22 protein-coding genes and 1 pseudogene are annotated in these 21265 nt (G+C 59.7%); 5 read left to right on the top strand and 18 right to left on the bottom strand.

Features of this window, described 5'->3' with window-relative positions; all coding sequences use genetic code 11:
• Positions 1–52: 52 nt before the first annotated feature.
• From QZ268_RS14380 to QZ268_RS14325, 12 genes are all read right to left on the bottom strand, one after another.
• On the bottom strand, positions 53–355 hold the full coding sequence (locus QZ268_RS14380; RefSeq protein WP_295453980.1) for a metalloregulator ArsR/SmtB family transcription factor: 303 nt from the start codon (positions 353–355) through the stop codon (positions 53–55).
• Positions 356–471: 116 nt separating this feature from the next.
• On the bottom strand, positions 472–1704 hold the full coding sequence (locus QZ268_RS14375; RefSeq protein ID WP_295453977.1) for a mandelate racemase/muconate lactonizing enzyme family protein: 1233 nt from the start codon (positions 1702–1704) through the stop codon (positions 472–474).
• A gap of 4 nt (positions 1705–1708) precedes the next feature.
• Positions 1709–2077, bottom strand: a complete 369-nt coding sequence (locus QZ268_RS14370) for a hypothetical protein (RefSeq protein WP_295453975.1) — start codon at positions 2075–2077, stop codon at positions 1709–1711.
• 14 nt (positions 2078–2091) lie between these two features.
• Positions 2092–3192 (bottom strand): Zn-dependent alcohol dehydrogenase, encoded by a 1101-nt coding sequence (locus QZ268_RS14365; RefSeq protein ID WP_295453972.1) that lies wholly within the window; start codon positions 3190–3192, stop codon positions 2092–2094.
• Positions 3193–3257: 65 nt separating this feature from the next.
• Complete coding sequence (locus tag QZ268_RS14360; RefSeq protein WP_295453970.1) at positions 3258–4472, bottom strand: TCR/Tet family MFS transporter; 1215 nt, start codon at positions 4470–4472, stop codon at positions 3258–3260.
• A gap of 76 nt (positions 4473–4548) precedes the next feature.
• Complete coding sequence (locus QZ268_RS14355) at positions 4549–5886, bottom strand: adenylosuccinate lyase family protein (protein WP_295453968.1); 1338 nt, start codon at positions 5884–5886, stop codon at positions 4549–4551.
• A gap of 1 nt (position 5887) precedes the next feature.
• Positions 5888–6598, bottom strand: coding sequence for an alpha/beta fold hydrolase (locus QZ268_RS14350; protein WP_295453965.1), 711 nt, complete (start codon positions 6596–6598; stop codon positions 5888–5890).
• The gene (pcaD, locus tag QZ268_RS14345; RefSeq protein WP_295453962.1) at positions 6591–7382 is read right to left on the bottom strand and encodes a 3-oxoadipate enol-lactonase; all 792 of its coding nucleotides are present in this window, start codon (positions 7380–7382) and stop codon (positions 6591–6593) included. Before pcaD ends, QZ268_RS14350 begins: the two co-directional genes overlap by 8 nt.
• 114 nt (positions 7383–7496) lie before the next feature.
• Complete coding sequence (locus tag QZ268_RS14340) at positions 7497–8726, bottom strand: endonuclease/exonuclease/phosphatase family protein (RefSeq protein WP_295453959.1); 1230 nt, start codon at positions 8724–8726, stop codon at positions 7497–7499.
• A gap of 36 nt (positions 8727–8762) precedes the next feature.
• Entirely contained in the window at positions 8763–9740 is a 978-nt protein-coding gene (locus QZ268_RS14335; protein ID WP_295453957.1) for a threonine/serine dehydratase, read from the bottom strand.
• Entirely contained in the window at positions 9740–10573 is an 834-nt protein-coding gene (locus QZ268_RS14330; protein WP_295453954.1) for an alpha/beta hydrolase, read from the bottom strand. Before QZ268_RS14330 ends, QZ268_RS14335 begins: the two co-directional genes overlap by 1 nt.
• 15 nt (positions 10574–10588) lie before the next feature.
• Positions 10589–11275: a haloacid dehalogenase type II gene (locus tag QZ268_RS14325; protein WP_295453951.1), complete on the bottom strand. Its 687-nt coding sequence runs from the start codon at positions 11273–11275 to the stop codon at positions 10589–10591.
• Between the two features lie 211 nt (positions 11276–11486).
• On the opposite strand from QZ268_RS14325, the gene QZ268_RS14320 reads away from it, so the two are divergent.
• Together QZ268_RS14320 and QZ268_RS14315 are read left to right on the top strand one after the other, a co-directional pair.
• The gene (locus tag QZ268_RS14320; RefSeq protein ID WP_295453949.1) at positions 11487–11915 is read left to right on the top strand and encodes a peptidylprolyl isomerase; all 429 of its coding nucleotides are present in this window, start codon (positions 11487–11489) and stop codon (positions 11913–11915) included.
• A gap of 116 nt (positions 11916–12031) precedes the next feature.
• A complete protein-coding gene (locus QZ268_RS14315; protein ID WP_295453946.1) occupies positions 12032–13105 on the top strand; it encodes a nitronate monooxygenase in 1074 nt (357 codons plus the stop codon).
• 85 nt (positions 13106–13190) lie between these two features.
• Here the strand turns inward: QZ268_RS14315 and QZ268_RS14310 are convergent, their stop codons facing one another.
• From QZ268_RS14310 to fabA, 4 genes are all read right to left on the bottom strand, one after another.
• Entirely contained in the window at positions 13191–13982 is a 792-nt protein-coding gene (locus QZ268_RS14310) for an enoyl-ACP reductase (protein ID WP_295453943.1), read from the bottom strand.
• 8 nt (positions 13983–13990) lie between these two features.
• Positions 13991–15220, bottom strand: coding sequence for a beta-ketoacyl-ACP synthase I (fabB, locus tag QZ268_RS14305; protein ID WP_295453939.1), 1230 nt, complete (start codon positions 15218–15220; stop codon positions 13991–13993).
• A gap of 147 nt (positions 15221–15367) precedes the next feature.
• Positions 15368–16630, bottom strand: a complete 1263-nt coding sequence (locus QZ268_RS14300) for a DUF2254 domain-containing protein (RefSeq protein ID WP_295453936.1) — start codon at positions 16628–16630, stop codon at positions 15368–15370.
• A 156-nt stretch (positions 16631–16786) separates the two neighbouring features.
• On the bottom strand, positions 16787–17296 hold the full coding sequence (gene fabA / locus QZ268_RS14295; protein WP_295453934.1) for a bifunctional 3-hydroxydecanoyl-ACP dehydratase/trans-2-decenoyl-ACP isomerase: 510 nt from the start codon (positions 17294–17296) through the stop codon (positions 16787–16789).
• Positions 17297–17506: 210 nt separating this feature from the next.
• On the opposite strand from fabA, the gene irr reads away from it, so the two are divergent.
• On the top strand, positions 17507–17923 hold the full coding sequence (gene irr, locus QZ268_RS14290) for a Fur family transcriptional regulator Irr (protein ID WP_295453931.1): 417 nt from the start codon (positions 17507–17509) through the stop codon (positions 17921–17923).
• Here the strand turns inward: irr and QZ268_RS14285 are convergent.
• Positions 17901–18842, bottom strand: coding sequence for a LysR family transcriptional regulator (locus tag QZ268_RS14285; RefSeq protein ID WP_295453928.1), 942 nt, complete (start codon positions 18840–18842; stop codon positions 17901–17903). The genes irr and QZ268_RS14285 overlap by 23 nt on opposite strands.
• Before the next feature lie 177 nt (positions 18843–19019).
• Between QZ268_RS14285 and QZ268_RS14280 the strand changes: the two genes are divergently transcribed.
• Positions 19020–19817: a phytanoyl-CoA dioxygenase family protein gene (locus tag QZ268_RS14280; RefSeq protein ID WP_295453926.1), complete on the top strand. Its 798-nt coding sequence runs from the start codon at positions 19020–19022 to the stop codon at positions 19815–19817.
• A gap of 116 nt (positions 19818–19933) precedes the next feature.
• Here the strand turns inward: QZ268_RS14280 and QZ268_RS14275 are convergent, their stop codons facing one another.
• Entirely contained in the window at positions 19934–20803 is an 870-nt protein-coding gene (locus QZ268_RS14275; protein WP_295453923.1) for a glycosyltransferase family 2 protein, read from the bottom strand.
• Positions 20804–20941: 138 nt separating this feature from the next.
• Here QZ268_RS14275 and QZ268_RS14270 point away from each other — a divergent pair.
• Positions 20942–21265 (top strand): annotated as a pseudogene (locus QZ268_RS14270) (tRNA (N6-isopentenyl adenosine(37)-C2)-methylthiotransferase MiaB); the annotation flags it as partial.

Genomic DNA, 21265 nt, shown 5'->3' with positions numbered 1-21265 from the left:
AGCTGTTGCAGGTGGTTGCCGGATACGTTTCGAACTGAGGCGGCGCCCCGGTTTAACTTTGCGGGGCTGCCTTATCCTTGCCGCAGAACAGCGAATACAGCAGTGCGATCACCTGCTCGGTATTGCTGTCGGCCAGTGAGTAATAGATCGTCTTGCCGTCGCGCCGGGTGGCAACCAGCCCCTCTTCGCGCAACCGCGCGAGCATCTGGCTCACCGCGGCCTGACGGATGCTCAGGAGATCTTCCAACTCGCCCACGGATTTCTCGCCGGTGCCCAGGTGGCACAGGATCATCAGCCGGCCTTCATGCGCCAGGGTCTTGAGAAAGGACGCGGCACCGCTGGCCTGTGTGGCCATGTCGACGGGTGTTTCCGGAGCCAGGTTCTGAACGGTCTGTGCGGTTTGAATGGTCACGGTATGGACAACCCCAAATTAACTAATGGGGACATAATGCCTCAATTCCTGCCGTCAAGTCATCCCTCTGTTGCCGGCGCCCCGCCCTGAAAGGCGTTTGCGTTGACATAATCGCAGGGCGCGTCCTGCATTTGCAGGTGCAACCCGTCGCCGGTGAAGGGGTGGGCGAGGGCCAGATCCTCGTCGATCTCGATGCCGAGGCCGGGGGTTTCGGGCGGGGTGATGAAGCCATTTTCGACCCGGATCGCCCCCTTGATCAGCGCGTCGTGATAGGGGGTCTCGATGGTCTCGCACATCAGGATATTGGGGATCGAGGCGGCCAGATGGACGTTGGCGGCCCATTCCACCGGCCCGGCATAGAGGTGCGGCGCCATCTGCGCATTAAACACCTCGGCCAGTGCTGCCACCTTTTTCATCTCCCAGATGCCGCCAGCCCGGCCCAGGGCAGGCTGCAGAATTTCGGCAGCCCCCGCGCGTAAGACGGCAGCAAATTCGGATTTGGTGGTCAATCGCTCCCCGGTGGCAACAGGAATTCGTACCGAGCGGGCGACACGGGCCATATCGTCGATCGTGTCCGGCGGGGTGGGCTCCTCGAACCAGAGTGGTGAATAGGGTTCAAGGGCCTGGCCTAGGCGGATAGCCCCACCAGTGCTGAATTGCCCATGGGTGCCAAACAGCAGATCCGCCTTGTCGCCCACCGCGCCGCGGATGGCCTTGCAGAAGGCGACGGACAGCGAGATATCCTGCATGGCGGGCATATGACCGCCGCGCATGGTATAGGGGCCTGCCGGGTCGAACTTGATGGCTGTATAGCCCTGGCGCACCATTTCGGCTGCGGATTCAGCGGCCAGCTCCGGCGAGGTCCAGAATTCAGCGATGTCGTGATGCGCCAGAGGATAGAGATAGGTATAGGCACGGATACGATCATTCATGCGCCCACCGATGAGCGCATGCACCGGCCGGTCACGGTCTTTGCCCAGAATGTCCCAACAGGCAATCTCGAGCCCTGAAAAGGCCCCCATCACCGTCAGATCCGGGCGCTGAGTAAAGCCCGAAGAATAGACACGGCGAAACATCAGCTCGATGTTTTCCGGGTTTTCCCCGGCCATGTGGCGCTGAAACACATCTTCGATCACCGGTTTCATGGCCTCGGGACCAATGGTGGATGCATAGCATTCACCCCAGCCAGTTATGCCGGTATCAGTGGTCACTTTGACCAGAATCCAATATCGCCCGCCCCAGCCAGGTGCAGGTGGGGCGGTGACGATGATCTCAAGATCTTGTAGTTTCATGCCGCTATTTCCCCTCCCAGAGATCGAGCTGTTTCATTTCGTTTTCAATTTCCGCAATGACCTGCGCGGAGCTGAAAAAATAGATGTCGGGCGCCTTAAGATCATCCATGAAGATTTCGATCTCAAGCTGCATTGGGTTGCTGTCAAAATCCCCGTCAATGCGCCAACGGCGGCTGTTGTCCACCGCTATCTCAGGCAGCGCACTTGTGATGGTCGTGTCAAAATCCGCTGGCAGGGCAAAGCGCGGGTTTTCCGCCAGCCTGATCAAAAAGGGACCAACCTCAGCCGCGTCGAAGTTCATCGAGGCCTCAGAGGTGATCGGCGCTGCCACAGGCGGTTTTGGTTTGAACAGGTCGAGCAGAAAATTCAGCACCGGGGCGCTCCGTTTTAGTTGGTTGTGTTAAACAGAATCACATTCCGCTTGGCGCTTCCGGTCTTGGTATCGGCGATGGCCTCGTTGATTTGCTCCAGGCTCCAGCGCCCGGAAATCAGCTCGTCTAGTTTCAGGCGGCCCTGCTCGTAGAGGTCTACCATCCAGGGAATGTCGCGCTGAATAACCACGTCGCCCATTTTTGACCCTATAATGCCGTGTCCAACGGCGGCCATGATCACAGGCTCATAGGTCGCCTCTTGGCCGGAATGCGGCATGCCGATCACCACCACCTTACCACCAGAGCCCAGATAGCGCAGGGACTGTTCGTAGGCGGGAATGGCGCCAACCGTGACCAGCACCACGTCGGCACCTTTGCCACCCAGCGCCTTGAAGACCGCTTTCCAGGGGGCTTTCAGGCTGCCAAGCACACCGTCGGTGGCGCCAAATTCCTTGGCGATTTCCAGTTTTTCTTCGGTCATGTCGACCGCGACAATGCGGCGGGCTCCTGCAATGCGCGCGCCCTGGATGGCGTTCAGTCCGACGCCGCCAGCGCCAATGACAACCACATCCTGCCCGGCGCGCAGCCCGGCGGCGTTCACTGCGGCGCCAACGCCTGTGATCACCCCGCAAGAAATCAGCGCGGCAGCTTCTTTGCTGAGGCTCTGGGGGATTTTGACGATCTGGCGCTGGTCCACGACCACCTTTTCAGCAAAGGCACCACAGGCCATGGCCTGCATCAACGGGGCGCCCTCTGCAGTTTTCAGAGGCCCATCGTTGAGGGCGTCATAGGGGGTTTCGCAGAGGGTGGGTTTGCCGCCTGCGCAGCAGGGGCAGGTGCCACAAGAGCGGATCAGGGTGACAACGACGCTGTCGCCTTCGGCAAAACCGCTGACGCCATCGCCCAGTCCGGTGATGATACCGGCGGCCTCATGGCCAAAGACGGCGGGCAGATGACCGCCCCAGGCGCCTTCGGCAAAGGAAATGTCGCTATGGCAGATGGCGACGGCCTCCAAGGTAACCTCGACCTCGCCCATACGTGGCGCGGCCAATTGAATGTCTTCGATCACCAAGGGGTCCCCATGGCTATGGCAGACGGCTGCTTTGATGGTTTGCATGGTGTTCTCCCTGCTGTTTGAACCCAAGGTGGCCCGCTGGCCGAGTGGTCGCAAGGTGGAAACCGTCAGCTTGTGCCGTTTTCCGCCACGACAGGTCGGCTGCGTAGGAAAACCAAGGCGCCAATGGCCATCAAGACAAGAGCCAGCAGGAAGGGGGCGCCGGGCAGATAGTAACTGGTCTCGCTGTTTGAGAAGAGCGCAAAAGTCGAAGCCATCATCATCGGGGAGACAATCATCGACAGTGCGTGAACCGCTGTCATCACCCCCTGCAGTTCGCCCTGCTGATTGTCCGCAACCACCCGGGACATCATCCCCTGCAGAGCAGGTTGCACCACGGCCCCCAAAGCCGCGATTGGGATCAGCATCAGGGCCAGCGTGCCGCTGCCGATCACCGCAAGCACTCCAAAGGCGATAAAGTCAAAGACCTGCCCCCACAGGACTGTGCGGCGTTCCCCAAACCAGCGCACCATATAGCGCAGCAATCCCCCCTGAACCAAGGCCATGCAGATGCCATAGATTGCCAGTGAAATCCCAATCATCCGGGGCTGCCAGGCAAATTGTTCGGCGGCAAAATAGGACCAGATTGCCGGGTAGACATAGATCGCCACCGAATAGAGGAAATACACCCAAAGCAAACCGGTGATGCCGGGAATGCGGGCCAGGGCGCGAAAGGCGCCCAGCGGGTTGGCGCGCCGCCAGTCAAAGGCGCGGCGGCGCGCATCGGTGACGGTTTCGCGCATGACAAACCAGCCCAGGGCAAAATTCAGCCCAGCCAGGGCGGCGGCGGCATAAAACGGCGCCCGGGTTCCCAGCTCTCCCAGCAGCCCGCCAATCAAGGGCCCCATCACAAAACCGGCTCCAAAGGCGGCACCAAGCAGGCCAAAATTGGCGGCTTTTTCTGTGGGCTTGGAGATATCGGCGATATAGGCTCCTGCAGTGGCATGGGTTGCAGCAGTGATGCCGCCAATGATGCGCCCCACCAGCAACAGCCACAGCGATCCAGCCAGGGCCATCACCAGATAATCCAGCGCCATGACAAAGAGTGAGACAAGCAGCACGGGTCGTCGCCCCAATGCATCCGACAGAGAGCCAAGCACCGGGCTGAACAGGAATTGCATCACCGCAAAAACCGTACTCAGGATGCTACCCCAGATTGCCGCCTCGGCCAGGCTGCCGCCCTGAACCTCCAGCAGCAGATTGGGCATGATCGGCATGATCAGCCCGACACCCATGGCGTCGATCATCACAGTGGTCAGGACAAAGAACAAAGGCAGGCGCATCAGGGGGGTCTTTACTGGCGGGGAGATCAGGCGATGGCGTCTGGAGTACCTGTCGGCGCCAGTGCCTGATCTCGGTTTAGCTGGCCGTCAGTTCCGCGACTTTTTTGCTGAAACGCAAGGCTTCCGTCGGGGCGGCGCCGAGCTGCGCGACCGGATCAAACAGCGTCTTCACGTCGAGCTGGGGAAAGTCGCGCGCCACCAGCCTACGCAGCGCCGTGTCACTGGCACCGGCTTCGCGACACAGGGTTTTGACCACAGCCTGCGCCTCTGGGCGCGGCATTTCGGCGGCCAGGGCAAAGCTCAGCGTTTCGGCATGGATCATGTCCAGGTCCGCGCCCAGGGCTGTGTTCATTGCCGCTGCATTGGGCGTTATCCGGGCGCAGAGATCGCGGGCAGTGCGGGCGGCGCTGGCGGCCCCCAAAACGATCTGCGGCAGGCACAGCCACTCGCTGAACCAGGCAGCCCCATCGCGCTGATGCTGATGCAGGGCGCTGCCATGTAGGATCGACAGCAACCCGGTGCCTTGCCTTGCCAGGGCAACCAGGGCAGAGGGGGCGACCGGGTTTTGTTTCTGCGGCATGGTGGAGGAGGCTCCGGCACCGCCCAGCGAGATTTCACCGATGCCGGTTTGCACCAGGGCGATACAGTCTTCGCCCAGTTTTCCCAGCGCCAGATTGACCCGCACCATCCAGTCCATCAGCCGCAAAACGGATGTCCGATCTGTGTGCCAACTGGCCTCAGGAACAGTGAGCCCCAGCGCCTTGGCCATTTCGGCGCGGACTTCGCCTGCTTTTGGCCCCAAGGCGCTGGAAGTCCCAGCCGCGCCAGAGAGAGAGATCAGCAAGCAATCGCGGCGCAGGGGGGGCAGCTCGCCAACCAGCGCCAGCAGCGGCGCGCCCCAGGTGGCGACAACCGCGCCAAAGCTGGTGGGGGTGGCATGTTGGCCATAGGTGCGCGCGGCCATTGGCAGGCTGGCATGGGTCTGGGCCAGCTTGGCCAGTGCGTCCAGCGCCAGTTTCAGATCATCCTCGATCAGCGCCAGCGCCTGGCGCAGCCGCAGCATCAGGGCGCTGTCCATGATGTCCTGCGAGGTGGCGCCCCAATGCACATATTGCGCGTGCTCTGGCGCGTTCATTTCGGCGCGAAAGGCTGCGATCAGGCCAGGCACGGGCACGCCGTTTTGCCCTGTGGGCTTGCGCAGGGTGCCGGGATCCAGGGCCACCTCCATGACGGCGCGGCCAATGGCGGCGGCGCTGTCCTGCGGGATCACCCCGGCTGCGCCCTGGGCGCGGGCCAACGCGCCCTCGACCAACAACATGGCGCGGGCCTCTGCCGTATCGGTAAACAGGCGTCCCACGTCACCAGAGGTAAAGAGGTCGCCATAGATCTGGCTGTCAAAGACGGATCCCGCCATTTCAGAAGTCCTTTGCGATTTGCCCGATGAGCGATGCCAGACCCTGTGGGTCGGCAAAAAAGGGCGAATGGGAGCACTGCATCTCGTGTACTGTGTTGCGCGGCCAATCCGCCACCATCTGCGCCTGATACTCGGGCGGGATGGTCTGATCATTGGTGCAGCGAATATAGGCCTTGGGCGTATTCTGCGAGGCATCCGTCAGCTCTAGCGGCGTCTCCTGGGGCAGAATCGGCTGGGCGCAGAGCCGGGCCAGCGCATAGGCCACGGTCTCGGCGGGGCAGTCCTGGTAAAACAGGCGCGGGGCCTCGGCCGGATCAATTGTATAGCTGGCGCCATTTGGGTGTTTGATCGCGGCAGAGCCAATGGTCTGACGTGGTCCTGCCTTGCGCATGTCGATCAGCGACTGGCCCGAGATGGGCACATAGGCACAGAGATAGATCAAACCGCGCAGCGCCTTTGGTGCGATCTCAGCCGCTGCAGTGATTGGATACCCGGCCCAGGAATGACCCAGAACAATGGTCTCGGGCGAGGCCGCCGCCACGATGGCCTCGGCAGTTTCCTGCAGGGTCACGGTGGCAGGGTCGCGGCCATCGTCGTGGCCGGGCAGGGTGATGGCGCGGGCGGTGTGGCCCTGGGCCTCAAGGGCAGGGATGACGTCGCGCCAGCACCAGGCACCATGGCAGGATCCGTGGATCAGCAGGAAATCAGTCAATGTGTCCGGTCTCTTTCAGGAATTGGGTCAGGCGGTTGGCATATTCATCTGGTTGTTCAACACAGGGGATATGGCCCGCGCGGCGGATCAGGTGGAACTGGCTACCAGGAATAAGATCGACGGTTTCGCGCACCAGATCCGGCGGTGTGGCACCATCCTCGGCCCCGGCAAAGCCCAGACAGGGCAGGCGCAATCCGCTGGTCGGAGTATAAAAATCAGTACCGGCAATGGCGGCGCAGCAGTCGGCATAGCCCGCCCGCGATTGTTGCACCAGCATGTTGCGCCATAGCTGTAGCTCCGGCGTGGCGCGGAAGTCGCGGGCAAACCAGCGCTCCATCACATTATCGGCCAGAGGTTCGATACCCTGTTCAGTGACCGCTTTGACCCGGTCCTGCCACATCTCGGCGGTGCCGATCTTGGCGGCGGTGTTCGACAAGACCAGCGCGCGCACCATGTCCAGACGTTTGACCGCCAGCCCCTGGGCGATCATGCCGCCAATAGACAGCCCGACAAAGACACAGTCGCGGACCTGCAGATGATCCAGCAGGCGCTCGGCATCGCGCACCAAGGCCCCCATGGAATAGGGGGCAGGGGGACAAGACGACAGCCCATGGCCGCGTTTGTCATAGCGGATCACTTTCAGCCCGGCAGGCAGGCGTTCCACCACGGCGTCCCAGACCCGCAGATCGGTGCCAAGGGAATTGGCAAAAACGAGAGGCGCGCCGTCGGGGTCGCCATCAATGCGGTAGTGAAGCTGGACATCACCGAGGTCTGCGATTTGCATGTGGTCTTCTCCGGTAGGGGTGGCGGCTATCTACCAAAGACGCGGGGGCGGGGTAAAGCCCGGCTTTGCTGCCCGTTTCCTCCTGCGGGCCAAGCCTGCGGCAGGACTGAGCTGTTATCGCACAGTAGCGGGCTCGTCAGTGTCTGGCCCATCGCGCAGCTCCATATGCGCCATGATCTGACCATGATCCGAGGCGAGTTTGTTATAGGGGGCCTCTGGGTGGCTGCCATCGGTCAGGTGATCGTTGAACACACTGTAATAGAGCATCTGCCCCTTTGCGCCTGACCAGGTGGGATCAAAGTGGCGCGACATGTAAATCTGGTCGATGCTTTCATGCACGCCGCCAAAGGCGGTGGTATAGACCACATCCCTGAGCGAGCGTTTGAGAAAGACCTTTTCGGCCGAGCGCAGGCGCACCCTGTCCACCGCCTCTTGGATTTGCACGTTCTCAGATCTGCTGTAGCGGTCATTGGCGTGCTTGGCATCATGGCGCAGCATCCAGGAGTAATTGCGAAAAGGCACCTCCCCCGAGATGATTTCGCTGCTGACAGCATGTTCACCATCGTTGAAATCGCCCAGAACCATCACCGGGCGGTCCTGCTCCAACTCGTCCAGAATGGCCCGGCGCAGAACCCAGGCTTCGCCCATGCGCCGCAGGGCCGCGCGCAGCGCCCCCAGGGCACGGCCTGCCGGGTCATAGGCGGTCAAAACGGTTTCCGGAGCCTGTGCCGCGCCGGGTGGGGTGATGAATTCGCCCAGTTTGGACTTCAGATGGCAGTTGAAGACGGTGACAACCTGACCGTTGATCGGAATACGCGCCTTGAGGATCGGTCGCGACAGGCAGCGCAGGGTGTAATGGCCCGCCTCTTCCTCGCCGCCGAGATGAGACATGGGGATATCAAGCGGCGGGTCCAGCTCTTGGATCACCTCCGGGGTGCCAACAAAGCCAAAGCGCGACAGGATCGCCAAGCCGGGTCGGCGCTGGCCGGGCTTGCCGGTGTCATTGGCATTGGGGGCAAAGGCCAGCCCTGTTTCGCCGTAGGGACCATAGGCCAATTTGCGAAAAATGGCCTTGCGATGATAACGTTTTGAGCGATCCGGAACCGTGGCAGCATTGGCCTGAATACCGCGGGCATCAGCTTCGGCAATCACCTCTCGCAGGGGCTCTTCTTCAAAAATTTCCTGAAAGCCAACAATATCGGCATCCAGTGTCAGGATCTGATCGGCCATCCAGTCCGACTTCCACGCGTATTCCTCGGGGGTGTAGCTTTGGAAGCGGTAGTATTCCTTGTCCTGACCAATCAGATTTTTGACGTTGAAAGAGGCGATGGTGAAACGGCTCATGGCGAACTCCGTCAGAGGGATAGCGGCCTTATCTGGTCAAGCATAGCGGCTAATCGCCTGGCGGAACAGCTCTGCATCGACATTGCCGCCAGTGGCCACGGCAATCACCGCCTCGCCTTTGATCTCATCCGGGTGGAACAAGGCAGCGGCCAGGGCGACGGCACCGCCGGGTTCGATGACGATTTTCAACCGCAAAAAGGCCATGGCCATGGCGCGCAGGGCTTCTTCTTCGGTGACCACAATACCGGGGCCACAGAGGCGCTGCAGGATTGGAAAGGTCAGCACGCCAGGGGCGGGGGTGAGGATGGCATCGCAGATCGACCCGGAGATTTCAGCGTTGCTCTGGATGTCACCGCTGTGCAGTGACCGGGTGACGTCATCAAACCCCTGGGGCTCAATCGGGCGCACCTTTAGGTCCGGGGCTGTGGCCTCCAACGCCAGCGCCACACCACTGGTGAGACCGCCGCCGCCGCAACAGACCAGCACATCGGCCTGGGTGACGCCCTCTTCCTCTGCCTGGGCGGCAATCTCCAGCCCGACACTGCCCTGTCCGGCGATCACTTCTGGCTCATCATAGGGTTTGATCAGGGTGAGACCGCGCTCTTGGGCCAGGGCCTGACCAATGGCGCTGCGGTCCTCTCCGCCGGCGCGGTCATACAGTACCACCTCTGCCCCCAGCGCGCGGGTATTTTCGATTTTCAGGCTGGGGGCATCGGCGGGCATCAAGATCACGGCTGCCACCCCGTGGGCCTTGGCGGCTGCGGCGACGCCCTGGGCGTGGTTGCCGCTGGAATAGGCCAGAACTCCGCGCGCACGCTCTGCCTGCGTGAGGGCGGAAATCGCCGCCCAACCGCCGCGAAACTTAAAAGATCCAGTATGTTGCAGGCACTCGGCCTTGACCAGAACCCGGCGTCCGGCAATGTCATCCAGAAAGGGCGAGCCCAGAAAAGGTGTGACGCGGGCATGGCCGTGCAGCCTTTGGGCGGCGGCTTGGATCATTTCAAAGGATGACATCAAATAGGCTCCAAAATGGACTGAATAAGAGAAAGGGATTGGGGTTCATCCAGGAACGGAACATGGCCGCGATTGGCCAGTTCCACAGCGTGAATTGCCGGTAGGCGGCGTTGCATTTCCAGGTAGGTTTCGTGGCTCAGGACATCTGAATTGGCGCCGCGAATAATGCCGCAGGGTAGCCCGTCCAGCGCCATGAAAAGCGGCCAGAGATCCGGTACCGGACCTGCCTCGGCCTGGGCCAGCAGCGCATCGCGCAGCCGGGCATCATAGCGCAGCTGCAAGCCTGTCTCGGTGGCATCGTAAAAGGTTTCCGCCTCTTCGCGCCAACGCTGGGCGGGCACATCGCCAAAGCCGGGCGCCATCAGGGCGGCGAGGGTCTCGGCGGCCTGGGCGTGGGTCTTGGCGGCTGGGCGCCGTCCCACATACATCATAATTCGGGCAATCCCGTCCTCTGGAATGACCGGGCCAACGTCGTTGAGGATCACTGCGGTAAGGCGGGATTTGGCAGTGGCGGCCAGCATCATCGCCACCATGCCGCCACGTGAGGTGCCAAGCACCGCTGCCTGTGGCAGTGATAAATGGTCCATTAGCTCCAGCACGTCCTGGGCTTCGCGTGGGACGTTATAGTTCTGAAAATCCGGGTCATAATCCGACTGTCCGCGCCCGCGTGCATCCAGTGTGATCAGTCGATACTGCCGGGCCAGGGGCGCGAAATAGCGAAAATCCCGGCTGTCGCGCGTCAGCCCAGCCAGGCAGATCAGCGGCGTGCCAGTCGGGGTGCCGCTTTCCTCATAAAACAGCGACAGGCCATCGCTTGTGGTGAAATAGCTCATGCAGCGGACCCTCGGTTATGTGGCAGCCAGATCAGGGATGGAGGTCAAGTCGTTCAGCACATGTTGCGCAGACCAAGGCAGCCGATCCATGGGCTCTGCTGCGCGATTGACCCAGGCGGTGGTAAAGCCATACCCCGCCGCGCTGGCGGCGTCCCAGCCATTGGAGGACACAAAAAGCACCTCGCCCTTCTGGCAGCCAAACCGCTGCCCGACCAGGTCATAGACCCGCGCGTCTGGTTTGAAGATTCCAACGCTTTCTACCGAGAGCACATCATCCAGAAGCGCGCCGATCCCGGCAGATTGCACGGCCCCATCCAACATGTCGGGGGACCCGTTGGACAGGATCGCGGTGTTCATTCCCGCCGCTTTCAAAGCAGCCAGCATCGCCGGGACTTCGGGGTAGGCCTGAAGCTGCCAATAGAGATCCAGCAGACGTTTGCGTAGTTTATGATCCCCGGCAAGACCGGTGGCCTCAAGCGCCCAATCAAGCCCATCCTGGGTAACTTGCCAAAACCCGCAATGGGCATCCGTGATGGCGCGCAGCCAGGAGTATTGCAGCTGTTTCAATCGCCAATGGTTGGCGAGCTCTGCCCAGCTGTCCTGCAAATGTGGAAATTCGGGTTCGGCGGCAGCCTGACGGGCAGCGGCGGCAACGTCAAATAGCGTGCCATAGGCGTCAAAAACACAGGTGGTGATTGGCATTGCATTCTCCCTTTTTGGCCATCCTGTCATGGCCTTGGGCAGGGCGCAAAGCGCGAAGTTGTGATGAATACAATTGTAGCTCTCAAGGGTTACAATATGCCGGTGCTTTGCGTCTTTGCACCTAGGTTGCCCAGGGAGCGAGCCGACGGGTTTACTTCAAAACTGAGGTCTGTAGGGTGCGCCACTGTAATTTTGTATAACTGGAGGTCACATGACCGAGGTAAAGAACGGCGATACCGTCCGCATTCACTATACAGGCACTCTGGCTGATGGCTCTGTATTTGACAGCTCAGAAGGACGGGATCCGCTGGAGTTCACTGTTGGCTCTGGTCAGGTGATTGCGGGCATGGATGCAGGTCTGCCAGGAATGGCTGTGGGCGACAAAAAGCGGCTCGAAATTCCATCGGCGGACGCCTATGGCCCGCTGAACCCAGAGGCGCGCCAGGCGATCCCGCGCGAAGGCATTCCTGACGATATCCCGCTGGAGCTTGGCACGCAGCTGCAAATGCAAAGCCCCGAAGGCCACGTGCTGCCGGTGACCGTTGTCGAGGTCACCGAGTCCACCGTGACGCTGGATGCCAACCATCCACTGGCGGGCAAGGATCTGAACTTTGAAATCCAGCTGGTCTCGATCGGCTGATTGCCATTTGACGGCGGTTTGAAAAGGGTCAGTAGAAACACTGGCCCTTTTTCTTTGCCTTGTATTTGGGCGCGGATCTGGTTTTGCTGCACCTCAGGGGCAGTAGGAGGGCGCTTATGCAGGGGCAAGATATTATCAAGCGGATTGGGTTGGACTGGCCGATCTTTCAGGCTCCGATGGCAGGGGTCAGCACACCAGAAATGGCCGCCGCGGTGAGCGAAGCCGGGGGATTGGGTGCGCTTGGGATTGGTGCGGCCACGGTTGATACGGCCCGTGAGATGATCCAAAAAACCCGCGAGCTGACCCAGAAGCCGTTTAACATAAACGTATTTTGCCACAGGCCTGCACAGGCTGACCCGGCTTTGGAGGCTGGCTGGCTGGCCCAGATGGCGCCTTTGTTTGCTCGCTTTGATGCCTCCCCGCCCAAGAGTTTAAACGAGATCTATGCCAGCTTTTGCAGCGACAGCGCTGCGCAGCAGATGTTGTTAGCAGAAGCACCTGCGGTTGTGAGCTTTCATTTTGGCCTGCCGGATGCCGAGATCATACAGGGGTTTAAGTCCAAAGGGGTTTTCCTGATGGCCACTGCGACCTCGCTCAACGAAGCGTTGGCGATACAGGCGGCGGGTATTGATGCGGTGGTGGCCCAGGGCTGGGAGGCGGGCGGCCACCGCGGTCTTTTCGACCCGGATGCGCCGGATGCGGGGTTGAAAACCCCTGACCTGACGGCAGAGCTGGTGGCCGATCTGTCGATCCCGGTTGTTGCTGCGGGTGGCATGATGACGGGGGGCGACATTGCTGCTGCGCTGCGCTTGGGGGCCAGTGCTGCGCAGCTGGGAACCGCCTTTGTGGGATGTGACGAAAGCCAGGCTGATGGGGGCTACAGGCAGGCTTTGGCCGCTGCAACTGCGGGGCAAACGCAGATGACCGCTGCGATTTCCGGTCGTGCCGCGCGTTGTTTGAAGAACGGCTTTACCGCCTGGGCTGAAACACAAACGACCACATCAATCCCGGACTATCCAATTGCCTATGATGCTGGCAAAGCTCTGAATGCTGCGGCCAAATTGGCAGGTGAGACAGGGTTTGGCGCTCAATGGGCCGGCACCGGGGCGGCGCAGTCGCGTGCCATGGCAAGCGGAGATCTGATGGCGCTTTTGGTACAAGAGATGCAGGCAGCGCTGAGGGAGGCTTGAGCCGCTACGCTTAAGGCAACCTAGGCCCTACGCAGGCAAAAGGGCGCCTCTGAGAAGCGCCCTTTTAAAACCCATTTCTTTGATACTACAGGTGGTCTTGTTGCGGCATGCCCAGAACATGGAAGCCGCCATCGACGTGGATGATCTCCCCTGTGGTGCAGGCACCTGCATCCGAAGCCAGATAAACAGCAGTGCCACCCACGGCCTCAAGCGTTGCGTTAGACCGCATGGGGGCGTTTTGCTCGGTGTGCTTGTAGGTCTTGCGGGCGCCGCCAATGGCCGCCCCGGCCAGGGTTTTCATCGGGCCGGGAGAGATCGCATTGACACGGATGCCTTCGGGCCCAAGATCATTGGCCAGATAGCGCGTGGCGCTTTCCAGAGCGGCCTTTGCCACGCCCATGACATTGTAATTTGGCGTGACCCGGTTTGAACCGCCGTAGGTCAGCGTCAAGACGGTGCCGCCATTGTCTTTCATAAAGGGATGCGACCGGCGCGCCACCTCGATCAGCGAATAGGCCGAGATATCCATCGAGTTTTTGAAATTCGCCCGGCTGGTATCCAGAATGCGCCCGGTCAGTTCAGACTTGTCCGAATAGGCAATGGCGTGGACAACAAAATCAAAACTGTCCCAGCGGCTGCCCAATTGTTCAAAGGCCGTGTCCAGCGAGGCGTCATCGGTCACGTCAACGTCGACCATAAAGTCACTGCCGACGCTTTCAGCCAAAGGTGCCAGACGTTTGCCAAAGGCCTCTCCCTGGTAAGTAAAGGCAAGGTCCGCCCCGGCTTCGGACATCGCCTTGGCAATGCCCCAGGCGATTGAGCGTTCATTGGCAACACCCATGATCAAGCCGCGCTTGCCCGTCAAAGTTCCAGACATTATGAGTGTTATCCTTTGTACTTGCTCAAAACCATCGATCCGTTGGTGCCACCAAAGCCAAAGCTGTTGGTCATGACACAGTCGAGGCCTGCGTTTTCAACGAGCTCGGTTGCGATCTCGCCGGGCAGAATGCCCTCGGCCAGTGTGTCCACATTGATCGATGGGGTAATAAAATCTTTATCCAGCATCAATAGGCAGAAAATTGCTTCCAATGCGCCCGCCGCCCCCTGGGCGTGGCCGGTCATGGATTTGGTCGACGAGACCGGCGGGGTCTGACCTTCGCCAAAGACCCGGCGCACAGCCTCGACTTCGCCAACGTCGCCAACAGGCGTCGAGGTGCCATGGGCGTTGATGTAGCTGACCTTGCGGCCTTCTGGCAGGGTGGACAGCGCCAGACGCATGGCCCGTTCGCCGCCTTCGCCAGAGGGCGCAACCATGTCGTGGCCATCGGATGTGGCCGCATAGCCGACAACTTCGGCGTAGATCTTGGCGCCGCGTGCCAGCGCGTGGTCAAGATCTTCCAGCACGACCATGCCGCCACCGCCTGAGATGACAAAACCGTCGCGGTCCTGATCAAAGGCGCGGCTGGCCGCCTCTGGATTGTCGTTTTTCTTGGAGGACATCGCGCCCATGGCGTCAAACAGGCAGGACAGGGTCCAGTCCAGCTCTTCGCCGCCACCGGCAAACATCACGTCCTGCTTGCCCATCATGATCTGTTCTGCCGCATTGCCGATGCAGTGCAGCGAGGTCGAGCAGGCCGAGGTAATGGAATAGTTTATGCCTTTGATTTTAAAGGCTGTCGACAGGTTGGCCGAAATGGTCGAGGACATACATTTGGGCACCGCAAAGGGCCCGATGCGCTTGGTGGCTCCGGTTTTGGCAACCACCTGATGCGCCGCCAGCATGGCAGAGGTGGAGGGACCACCAGAGCCTGCGACCAGACCAGTGCGCTCATTGACGATCTGATCCTCAGAGAGGCCCGCATCGGCAATGGCCTGGCTCATGGCGATATGGGCATAGGCAGCACCTGGCCCCATAAAGCGAAGGGCGCGCTTGTCGACATGTTCCTTGATGTCGATCTTCAGCGTGCCGGCAACCTGACTGCGAAAGCCATGCTCGGTCATTTCCGGGCTGGCTACGATGCCGGATTTCCCCGCCTTCAACGAGGCGATGACTTCTTCGGTGTTGTTTCCGATGGAGGAGACGATCCCCAGACCGGTGACGACGACACGACGCATACGTGCACTCCCTTAATTGCTTATGTCTTAGTATGCATTGCGGCGGGCAGGTGCAAGATGGCTCTGATATGGGCCTCGGGTGTTTGAACGTATTCGTGAGGATTGCCCAGGGTATCGAACCCGCTGCCCGCGAGATGCGCAGCCTGTTCAAATTTTGGCCGAAATCTCTTTCAGGGCGCCCAGCTCTTGTTGTGTCAAAACGCCCATGTCAGCACGTTCCAGTGCATCTTTCGACAGGGCCGCTGCGGCCGTTTTGAATGTTTCGGGGGCCATCTCTGCGAGCGCCAGCAGGGCGTTGTGCAGTTTTAACTGGACCTCGATGACCGCAGCGCCATCGCGGGCAATAGGTCGAAAGGCCTGCTCCAGCAGTTCGGCGCTCTGCAACGGGGGCACGGTGACATTTGAATATTCAACCTTTTGTGACAGGTCAGAATACCAAGGCGCGAGTATTCTGACGAGCCGGCCGATCACGTCAATCGCAGTTCCTGGATCATTGACCGATTGTGACAGCGCCCGTGAGGCGATCTCGGACATGACGATGAGCCCGAATTTGGGGTCCTGATCAAAGCTGCGCCGTTCACCACAGGAGAATGCCGCCCTGAGCGGGGCAAGGTCGTGATCCGCATGAGTGTTGCCTGTCACCAACAGCAGTGGTGTTGCCTTATGAACAAATGTTCCTGGTAAGGCCGCGATCCAGACCTCGAGATCCAGTTCCTTTGCGCATTTGGAAATGGCTCCAATGTCAATGTGTTGGACAAAGCCGATCACATTTGAACACAGCTTATGGGCGCTGTCTGGAGGGGGCTGTTTTTGCGGTTTGCCACCCAGGCAGGGTTTTTCAATACGCCGCTGCAGCGCGGTGCTTGCTGCTGTTTCAACACGTTCTACGGTGTCTTCGATGCGCCCAAAACTTGCCAGCTGACTGATCCAGCGCAACAGCGCCACCACAACAAATGCAATCACCAGAACAGTTGTGGCAAACAACACCAGACGCCCTGCTTCGGAGTAGTAGCCCGCATTCAATGCAACAATGCCAACAAGGCTGAACAAGAAGGCCCCTAGAAACGTTGCCAGGACATTCTGTGTGGTGTGGTCTTCCTGCAGCAGGGCCGTTGCGCGCGGGGTGGCAGAACCGGCGGCTGTCGAGAAAGCCGAAACCGCGATGGACAACGAAAACGTGGTCACTGCAAGCATCGAGGTGGCCAGAATATTGAGCACCTGATCCACCGCGCCTGCGCCGATTTTTTCGCTCCAGCTAAGGGGTAATAGCTGCCCCACAAACTTTGCCAGCACCACAGAGCCGAGAGCCAGGACTGCAAAGCCGACTGTTCTAACCCATATTTTGCGCAAGTGCTGCAAAATGAGCCAGACAAATTTGATATTGAAAAGATCTGAAAGAACGCTGCGCATAGTGGCGACCCTAGTGAGAAACAAATTGGGCGTCGATGAAAATATCGAAACCATGCGGGTGGCTATGGTGCGGGGCTCTGGGATTATGGCACAGGGGCTGGGGCAACAAAAAAGAGGCCCAGGGGCCTCTTTTCATTGGATCTCTATTCGGATGGCTTATGCCTCGGAGAGAACGACCTTCATGTCTTTGACGTCATAGATCATCTCGCCATCGGCTTCGACGATGCCATCCGCCACACCCATGGTCAGGCGGCGCGTCTGGATCGCTTTTTTGAAGTCGATCTTATAGGTCAGCATCTTGCGCTCGGGGCGGACCATGCCGGTGAGTTTGACCTCGCCCACACCAACCGCCATGCCGCGCCCCTGCCAGCCGCGCCAGCCGAGGTTAAAACCGGTGAGCTGCCACAGCCCATCCAGGCCCAGACAGCCGGGCATGATTGGGTTGCCGGGGAAATGGCACTCAAAGAACCACAGGTCCGGGTTGATATCGAATTCTGCAATGATATGGCCCTTACCATGGGCGCCGCCATCGGCGCTGACCTCGGTAATGCGGTCCATCATCAACATTGGTGGCGCTGGAAGCTGGGCATTGCCTGGGCCAAACAGCTCTCCGCGGGAACATTTCAACAGATCGTCTTTGTCAAAGCTGCTGGGGTAATCGGCCATGCTGGCGCGTCTCCTGCCTGAGGTGTTTCATGTGTTTTTCCTCATGTAGCACCCGGCTCAAGGGTCCTGCAAGAGCAGTGAACAATGCCGAGCACGGGGAGGGGGCACAGGTCGTTTGCCGTGCCGTTCACCGCAAGTGGGGATTCTGTTTGAAAAATGCAATTCATTCGCAGTATAAACACCAATAGCAACGCGATGCAGGATCCGCACATGACGCCAAACACCGAAGAAGTGGCAACACACTGGCTGGTTGACGCCGGTCTGCGCCCGACCCGCCAACGGCTTGCCCTGGCGGAGCTTTTGGTGGGCGATGGCAAACATCGTCATGTCACCGCCGAAAGCCTGTTTGACGCCGCCAAATCCAAAGGCACCGCCGTTTCACTGGCCACGGTCTACAATACGCTGCGTGCTTTTTGTGACGCAGGCGTGTTGCAGGAAATCACTGTGGATGGGTCAAAAAGCTATTTTGACACCAATACCCATGATCACCCGCATTATTTTTGGGAGGACGGCAACCGGGTTACCGATGCGCCCTCTGATCAATTGGTGATTCAACGCCTGCCCGACGCACCTGAGGGTATGGAAATCGCCTCGGTTGATGTGGTCATTCGTCTGCGGAAGGTCTGAGGCCAGCTGCTGCGGGTTTGGGATTCTGGGGGCTCAGGGTCTTTGACAGGATGTCCATCGCCTGCGCCACGGCCGAATCAGGTTTTGGCGCACCGTGGGTGGTGATAATCACTGGCTCCAGGGCGCAGCTGTCGCGGATCGGGAGATTCACCAGCGCTTTGCCATCGTAGCTTTGGCGGATAGGTGGCGCGCTATAGCTGATGCCGATCCCCTCTGCGTTGGCGGCGAGGCTGCGCAGCACCTCCAAAGACGCCGCACGATGCGAGATGCGCGGTGTTAGCCCCAGGCTTTTGAACAGTGCCAGCATATGTTGCACCGACACGCCCTCCTGCGAGAGCACCAGAGGTTCGCGGGCCAGTTGCGCCAGGGAGAGGCTGTCGTGTTGCGCCAGGTCATGGTCGGGCGGCACCAAGGCCTGGGGGGGGCGATTGTCGATCACCAGCCGTGTGAAACCTGCATCCAACCCCAGATCATAGGTCACCGCCAGGTCGATTTCCCCCTGCAGAAGGCCTGCAATGATCTGTGCAAACCCCAGAGTTCTGGTTGTCACGGTGAGGTCAGGCAAGGCCGCGCGCAGGTGGCGCAGAGCGGGGGCCAGTACAAAGGGGGCCAGATCGGAAAAACAGCCTATGACCAAGCTTTGCACCACAGGGCTGCTGCCGTTCTGAGTCTCAAGCCGGGCGGCCTGGTCCAACAGGTGTTGGGCCGCTTTGGCAAAGTCACGCCCCTGAGGGGTGAGCGACAAAGGCGTGCCTCGCCGCCGCACAAACAGGGGGTGGCCCAGGTGGTCTTCGATCCGCGCCAGGGCGGTAGAGAGGGCGGGCTGACTGACATTGAGGGCCTGTGCAGCCGCAGACAGGCTGCCGTGCTGGGCAACGGCGCAGGTGTATTCGTAGTGGCGCAGAGTTAAATACAGCATGTGGTTATAACTAGGTTAGAAATATATTATTTGAAACTAATTTATTCAGGCGGCATGGTCGGCGCAGCAAAAATACTTCTTTTCCGCCCACCGCCAAGCTGGAGCCCGTCAGTCTGCCCGTCTGTCAGGCTGTCGCAAGCGGGCCGGTGTGGTGGTACAATCAGGACGGAGATCCCTATGGTGCACCCTCTCATCACGCAAACCCATATTGACGATTTTCAGCGCGACGGCGCGGTGTTGATCAAGGGGCTGTTCAAGGGGCAGGTCGACCAGCTGCGCCGCGGCATTGCCCAAAACATGGCGCAGCCCGGTCCCTATGCGTCAAACAACGAGAAGGCGGGCCAGACCGGGCGCTTTTTTGATGATTATTGCAATTGGCCCCGCATTTCGGATTTTGAGGCGGCAATCAAATCCTCACCGGTAGCGGAGGTTGCCGCTGACCTGATGCGCTCTGACCGGGTGCAGATGTTCCATGATCATGTCTTGGTGAAAGAACCGGGGACCTCGATGGCGACTCCCTGGCATCAGGATGGTCCCTACTATTTTGTAGAAGGTCGCCAGACCATCAGCTTTTGGTCGCCGCTGGACCCGGTGACAGAGGCTGCCCTGCGCTGTGTTGCGGGCTCTCACAGGTGGGAAAAGGAAGTGCTACCAACCCGTTGGGTTTCACAGGAGGGGTTCTTTGCCGACGAAGGGCAGTACATGGCGGTGCCTGATCCCGAGGCTGAGGGCATGATCATTCTAGAGTGGGACATGGAGCCCGGGGATGCTGTGGCCTTTGATTTCAAAACCCTGCATGGGGCCCGTGCCAATACCAGCCAGAGCCGCCGACGGGCCTTCTCATTGCGGCTGGTGGGGGAGGACGCACGTTATGTCGAACGCCCCGGACCGACCTCGCCGCCCTATCCGGGACACGACATGCAGCCGGGGCAACGGCTGCGGGAGGATTGGTTTCCGGTGTTGCTGCAGCGTTAGGGGCAGCACGGTGAGGGGAGGGGGCCCTGCCTCCTCTTGCGCCGGATGGGGCTTTCACGCCTGAGATCCTGTTGGTCAGGTGAAATGGCAGGTGGCGCCAGGGTTGGGTTTGGAGGTTAGAACCATTGTCCTGGTTCCATCAGGCCAAGGTCCAGCAGTTGCCGGGAGTGCCACTCAAAGGGAGTGGAGTTGTGCCATTTGAAACTGTCGATGGCAAAATCCGATCCGGGGTTGCGTTTAAGCGCTTTTGCGGTGCGAAAGGAGCAGATGGCAGCGGTTAGATTGTGGTGCCAGGGGCAGGCGTAGGTGTTGTATTCCTGATTATTGAAGGTGTGATTGTCTTGCAGTTCCAGGCCTTCTTTGACCTGGAACAGGGAAATCCTGTCGATCTTGCGGCTGGTCCAGGGGATATGCTCCTCATGGCGCCAGCGCACGCCGCCAAAGAAGTCCAGCTGCCTTTCGCGTGGCTCTTGGGTGGCATCATCCCAGCGGGCCTGGGCGTAGTAGCCTGACTTGTCGAGAAAGGCGGTTTCCAGGGACACGGCGTTGGGATGTTTTTGCAAATCGCCAGCATAGAGATCTATCACATAGCTCAGCATTGCCGAGCGCCGCTCTTCGCTGTGGAACGTCAGCATCTCTGCCACTGTTCTGGTCTCGCAAAACGGGAAGAACAGGAATTCAGCATTGTAGCAGTAATAGAGCCAGCACCCCGGTTGCGCTGCCTTGATAATCTGGTTTACCGCCCCGAACACGTTCTCAGGGGCGCTGCAATCAAAGGGAACGCGGTGGACTTTGGATTTGATGTCACGCGGCAGATCAAAGGCATCTGGCATCAGGGCAACAACGGCTTTGAAGCCGGATTGCAAATGATGGCGCAGGGTTGTGGCCACCTCGATATCGTCCTCGACAAAGATCAGCGCGACGGGGCCTTTGACCAGTAGGGCCTTTTGTTGTTTGAGAAAATCTTCCAGCGAAGAATACATCATGCTCTTGTGTCTCTGACCTTTTGCTGCCCTTCTGGCAATTGCCCTTAAAATCGGGTAATCCCGCCTGCATTGCAAGCCGCGAGATTTGCCGTTATGGCAGGCCGTTGTTCCCGATCCCTGCTGGAAGGCACCACAGATATGACCGCGCCCAAGAAGCTGTTTATCAAGACCTATGGCTGTCAGATGAATGTCTATGATAGCGAACGGATGGCAGAAGCTCTGGGCACAAAGGGCTACGTTTCAACAGATTCAGCTCAAGAAGCAGACATGATCTTGCTGAACACCTGTCATATCCGTGAAAAAGCCGCTGAAAAGGTTTATTCTGAACTGGGTCGGCTGAAGGTCCACAAAACCAAAAATCCGGACCTAAAAATCGGCGTGGCAGGGTGTGTTGCACAAGCCGAGGGGGCCGAGATCATGCGGCGCCAGCCTGCGGTTGACCTAGTCGTAGGACCTCAGTCT

The sequence above is a fragment of the uncultured Pseudophaeobacter sp. genome (assembly GCA_905479575.1).
Lineage (GTDB): Bacteria > Pseudomonadota > Alphaproteobacteria > Rhodobacterales > Rhodobacteraceae > Pseudophaeobacter.
The sequence above is the reverse complement of the archived record's forward strand: the minus strand, read 5'-3'. Positions and strand labels throughout refer to the sequence as shown.